This window comes from Streptomyces sp. NRRL WC-3549 (assembly GCF_000721935.1).
Lineage (GTDB): Bacteria > Actinomycetota > Actinomycetes > Streptomycetales > Streptomycetaceae > Streptomyces.
Genome location: NZ_KL585414.1, coordinates 285,144 through 290,945, shown reverse-complemented (window position 1 = coordinate 290,945; position 5,802 = coordinate 285,144). Strand labels below are relative to the sequence as shown.

Sequence of the window (5,802 nt, the reverse complement as noted above, 5' to 3'; positions counted from 1 at the left end):
GGCGGGAGCCGGGAGGCCGCCGACACCCAGGTACGCGAGCTGCTCGGCGCGATCGGCCGGAGCGAGGACGACCCGGGGGTGGCCTTCTCCGACGACCCGGGACGTGAGCGGAGGATGCTCAGGGCACGGGAGGCCGGGCTGGGGGTCACCGCCCGGCCGCCGGACGGCAGGGAGACCTGGGAGGGCTGGGAGGACTCGGCGGTGCCCCCCGACCGGCTCGGGGACTACCTGCGCGACCTGCGCGCGCTCTTCGGTGAGTTCGGTTACGACGCGGCCTCGCTCTACGGGCACTTCGGCCAGGGCTGTGTGCACACCCGCATCCCGTTCGAACTGAGGACGGCCGACGGCGTGGCGGCGTTCCGGGCGTTCCTGTTCCGCGCCGCCGACCTCGTCGTCTCGTACGGCGGGTCCCTGTCGGGCGAACACGGCGACGGGCAGGCCCGCGGCGAGCTGCTGACCCGGATGTTCGGAGAGAGGCTGGTCACCGCGTTCGGTGAGCTGAAGGCCCTCTTCGACCCGGACGACCGGATGAACCCGGGCAAGGTCGTCGCCCCTCACCGCACCGACGAGAACCTCCGCCTCGGCCCCCTGTGGAGTCCCCGGAGCGAGCGGACCGAGTTCGCCTACCCGGAGGACGACCGCTCCTTCACCCGCGCAGTGATGCGCTGCGTCGGCGTCGGCAACTGCCGCAGCCACCAGGGCGGCGTCATGTGCCCCTCCTACCGGGCGACGGGCGAGGAGGAGCACTCCACCCGCGGCCGGGCCCGTCTGCTGTTCGAAATGCTCGGCGGGCACGCCGACTCCGCCGTCACCGACGGATGGCGCTCCACCGAGGTCAGGGACGCCCTCGACCTCTGCCTCGCCTGCAAGGGCTGCAAGTCGGACTGCCCCGTGGGCGTGGACATGGCCACGTACAAGGCGGAGTTCCTCTCCCACCACTACGCCGGCCGGCTGCGCCCCGCCGCGCACTACTCGCTGGGCTGGCTCCCGCTGTGGGCCCGGCTGTCCCGCGCCGCCCCCCGGCTGCTGAACGCCGTACTCGGGGCCCCCGGCCTCGCGCGGGCCGGTAAGCGCCTCGCGGGGGTCGCCGGGGAGCGGGACGCCCCCGCCTTCGCCGAGGAGTCCTTCGTGCAGTGGTGGGCCGCGCGCGGTACCCCCGAGCCCGACCCCGCCGATCCGCGCGCCGTCGTCCTGTGGCCCGACACGTTCTCCACGTACTTCCACCCGGCCGTCGCGAAGGCCGCCGTACGGGTGCTGGAGGACGCCGGGTTCCGGGTCGCCGTGCCGGGCCGCGCCGTGTGCTGCGGACTCACCTGGATCTCCACCGGCCAGCCGGCCACCGCCCGGAAGGTGTTGCGGCGCACCCTGGACGTCCTGCGCCCCTGGACCGAGGCGGGGACCCCGGTGGTGGGGCTGGAACCCTCGTGCACCGCCGTCTTCCGCTCCGACGCCCCCGCGCTGATGCCGGACGACCAGGACGTGCGGCGGCTGTCCACGCAGTTCCGGACCTTCGCCGAGCTGCTGGTGAACGACGCCCCCGACGACTGGCGGCCCCCGCGGCTCGCCCGGTCCGCCGTCGTCCAGACCCACTGCCACCAGCACGCGGTGACCAAGTACGACGCCGACCGCGAACTGCTGCGGCGCGCGGGGATCGACGCCGGGGTGCTCGACGAGGGCTGCTGCGGCCTCGCCGGCAACTTCGGCTTCGAACGCGGGCACCACGAGCTGTCCATGGCCGTCGGGGAGCACGGGGTGCTGCCCGCCGTACGGGAGGCGCCGCCCGCGTCGTTCGTCCTCGCGGACGGCTTCAGCTGCCGTACCCAGATCGAGCAGGGCTCCACCGGCCGGCGGGCGATGCACCTGGCCGAGGCGCTCGCGCTCGGACTCGACGGGCCACCGCCCGCCGACCACCCGGAGAAGGCCGTCGCCCGGCCGGAGACTCCCGCCCGGGACGCCCGGCTGGTCACGGCCGCGGCGACGGCGGCCCTCGGCGCCACGGCGTACGCGCTCCTGCGCCGCATCCGGCGCTGACCGACCGACGGACCGTGCGGGGGGCTGTCCCCGCACCTCGGAGAGAAAGCAGGAACCCGTGTCGATGAAGGTGTCCGACTACGTACTGCAGCGGCTGCGCGAGTGGGAGGTGGACCACGTCTTCGCCTACGCGGGCGACGGCATCAACGGTCTGCTCGCCGCCTGGGGGCGAGCCGAGAACGAACCGGAGTTCGTCCAGGCCCGGCACGAGGAGATGGCCGCGTTCCAGGCCGTGGGCTACGCCAAGTTCTCCGGCAAGGTGGGTGTCTGCGCGGCGACCTCGGGCCCCGGCGCCATCCACCTCCTCAACGGCCTGTACGACGCGAAGCTGGACCACGTGCCCGTGGTCGCGATCGTCGGACAGACCAACCGCAGCGCCATGGGCGGCTCCTACCAGCAGGAGGTCGACCTGCTCAGCCTGTACAAGGACGTGGCCTCCGACTTCTGCGAGATGGTCACCGTCCCCGAGCAGCTGCCCAACGTCATCGACCGGGCCTTCCGCACCGCCTACGGCAAGCGGACCGTGACGGCCGTCATCATCCCCGGCGACGTCCAGGAACTCGACTACACGCCGCCCACCCACGCCTTCAAGATGGTTCCGTCCAGCCTCGGCCTGTCCCTCTCCGCCCCCGTACCGGGCGACGAGGCCCTGGACCGGGCCGCCGGGGTGCTGAACGCGGGCGAGAAGGTGGCCCTCCTCATCGGGCAGGGCGCCCGGGGCGCCCGGGCCGAGGTCGAGGCGGTGGCGGAGCGCCTCGGCGCCGGCGTCGCCAAGGCGCTGCTCGGCAAGGACGTGCTCCCCGACGACCTGCCGTACGTCACCGGCTCGATCGGCCTGCTGGGACGAGCTGATGACGGACTGCGACACCCTGCTCGTGGTGGGCTCCAACTTCCCGTACGCCCAGTTCCTGCCGGAGTTCGACCAGGCCCGCGCCGTGCAGATCGACATCGACCCCTCGATGCTCGGGCTGCGCTACCCGTTCGAGGTCAATCTGGCCGGCGACGCGCAGGCGACCCTGGCCGCCCTGCTGCCGCGGCTGAAGCGGAAGAAGCACGGCGCCTGGCGGAAGAAGATCGAGAAGGACACCGCCCGCTGGTGGGACGTCATGGAGCGCCGCGCCGCGGTGGAGGCCGACCCGATCAATCCCGAGTACGTCGTGCACAGCCTCGACGCCCTCCTGCCCGACGACGTGATCCTGACCGCCGACTCCGGCTCGGCGGCGAACTGGTACGCCCGCCACCTGCGGATCCGCGGGGGGATGCGCGGCTCCCTGTCCGGCACGCTCGCCACCATGGGCCCCGGTGTGCCGTACGCCATCGGCGCCAAGTTCGCCCACCCCGACCGCCCGGCCCTGGCGATCGTCGGGGACGGCGCCATGCAGATGAACGGCATGGCCGAACTCGTCACCGCCGCCAAGTACCGGCACGAGTGGCAGGACCCGCGCCTGATCGTCGCCGTGCTGAACAACCGGGACCTCAACCAGGTCACCTGGGAGATGCGGGCCATGTCGGGCGCTCCGCAGTTCCTGCCCTCCCAGGCGATCCCGGACGTCCCCTACGCCGACTTCGCCCGCTCCATCGGGCTCGGCGGCGTCCGGGTGGAGAAGCCGGAGCAGGTGGAGGCGGCGTGGCGTCAGGCACTCGCCGCCGACCGGCCCTTCGTGATCGACTTCCGCACCGATCCGGCCGTCCCGCCCATCCCGCCGCACGCCACCAGGGAACAGGCCGAAGCCGTGGCCTCCGCCCTCGTCAAGGGGGACAGCGACCGCGGTGACGTGGTCAAGCAGGGCATCAAGGCGAAGGTGCAGGAGTTCCTCCCCGGGCACCGGCACCAGGAGAAGGACCCCGGTTCCGGGCAGGACCGGTGAGCTCCCCAGGTCCCCCGGTGGAGGCGGTCGACGCCACCGCCTACACCGTCCCCACCGACGCGCCGGAAGGCGACGGCACCCTGGCCTGGGAGTCCACCACCCTCGTCGTGGTGCGGGCGCACTCCGGCGCCACCACCGGGCTCGGCTACACCTACGGCTCCCCGGCGACCGTCCAGGCCGTCGAACAGCACCTGGCCGGCGTCGTCACGGGCCGGCCGGTGTGGGACGTCCCGGCGGCCAACGAGGCGATGCACCGGGCGGTCCGCAACACCGGCCGCCCCGGGCTGGTCGCCGGAGCGCTCTCGGCCGTCGACATCGCCCTGTGGGACCTCAAGGCCCGCCTGCTGGACCTGCCCCTCACCCGGCTGCTCGGGGCATGCCGTCAGGAGGTCCCCGTCTACGGCAGCGGCGGCTTCACCACCTACGACGACGACCGGCAGGACCGGCAACTCCGCGCCTGGGTGCACGGGCAGGGCATCCCCCGGGTCAAGATCAAGATCGGCGGGTCCTGGGGCGGCGACGCGGAACGGGACCGGGAGCGCGTCATCCGCGCCCGCCGGAGCATCGGGGACACGGCGGAGCTGTACGTGGACGCCAACGGCGCGTACACACGCAAACAAGCCGTCCGGACCGGAGTCTTCCTCGCGGAAGCGGGCGTCACCTGGTTCGAGGAGCCCGTCTCCTCCGACGACCTGACGGGACTCGGGCAGGTCCGGGCGGCGGTCACGGCCGACGTGGCGGCCGGCGAATACGGCTACACCCTGCCCTACTTCCACCGGATGCTCGCCGCGGACGCCGTGGACTGCCTGCAGGCGGACGCCACCCGCTGCGGCGGCATCACCGTATGGCTGCGGGTTGCCGCGCTGGCCGAGGCGGCCGGGCTCCAGATCTCCGGCCACTGCGCCCCGCACGCCCACGCCCATGCCGCCGCCTGCGTCCCCAACCTCCGCCACCTGGAATGGTTCCACGACCACACCCGGATCGAACAGCACCTCTTCGACGGCGTGCTGGACCCGCACGGCGGAACGGTCCGGCCCGGCGAGGCGCAGAGCCCGGGCCTCGGCCTGACCCTGCGGACCGAGGCGGCGGAACGGTACCGCGTCTGACGGCCCTTCGACCCACAGCGAGGAAACCGAGTGACCCCCCTGTACGTCCCCCGGCCCGCCGCCCCGGCCCCCCACGTGCTGCGGGAGTACGCGCTGATCGCCGACGGTGAGCGCGGGGCCCTGGTCGGCCCGCGGGGGGACATCGTCTGGATGTGCGTCCCGCGCTGGGACTCCGGAGCCGTCTTCGCCTCGCTCATCGGCGGCCCCGGCCACTACACCGTCACCCCGCGGGGACGTCACGTGTGGGGCGGCTCCTACGAGGCCGGCACCCTGATCTGGCGCAGCCGCTGGATCACCGGGCAGGGCATCGTCGAGTGCCGGGAAGCCCTCGCCTTCCCCGGCGACCCGGACCACGCCGTACTGCTGCGCCGGATCACCGCGGTCAAGGGCCCGGCCCACCTCAGGGTGGAACTGGAGCCGCAGGCGGACTTCGGCTCCGGCCGGCACCGCCGGCCGCACCGCGAGGACGACGGGACCTGGACCGGACGCGACGGGCCGCTGCGGTGGCGCTGGAGCGGGGCGGACTCCGCGCACCCCGTACGCCACGCGCTCAGGGCCACCGGGCTGGCCATGGAGCTCCGCCTGGAACCGGGCGACACCCACGACCTGGTGCTCGAACTCGGCGAGCGGACGCCGGCCGGGCACACCGCCGACCGCGACGCCACGCGCCTCTGGCACGCGACCGAGAGCGCCTGGCTCCGCGAGGTGCCCACACCGGCCGGCACCCTCGCCCCCGAGGACGCGCGACACGCCTGCGCCGTGCTGCGCGGACTGACCGCCCGGACCGGCGGCATGGG

At 73.8% G+C, this 5,802-nt stretch carries 3 protein-coding genes and 1 pseudogene; all 4 read left to right on the top strand.

The features are described 5' to 3' along the window. Positions 1-2,031, top strand: a 2,031-nt coding sequence (locus IH13_RS0122680; protein ID WP_031087255.1) for an FAD-binding and (Fe-S)-binding domain-containing protein, incomplete at its 5' end; no start/stop codon positions are given. A 64-nt stretch (positions 2,032-2,095) separates the two neighbouring features. Next, positions 2,096-3,899: pseudogene (locus IH13_RS38155) on the top strand (thiamine pyrophosphate-requiring protein). Then, entirely contained in the window at positions 3,896-5,005 is a 1,110-nt protein-coding gene (locus IH13_RS0122670; protein ID WP_031087253.1) for an enolase C-terminal domain-like protein, read from the top strand. The pseudogene IH13_RS38155 and the gene IH13_RS0122670 overlap by 4 nt, the downstream one beginning before the upstream one ends. Before the next feature lie 30 nt (positions 5,006-5,035). Beyond that, the coding region (locus IH13_RS0122665; RefSeq protein WP_234433358.1) for a trehalase-like domain-containing protein at positions 5,036-5,802 on the top strand (767 nt) is incomplete at its 3' end.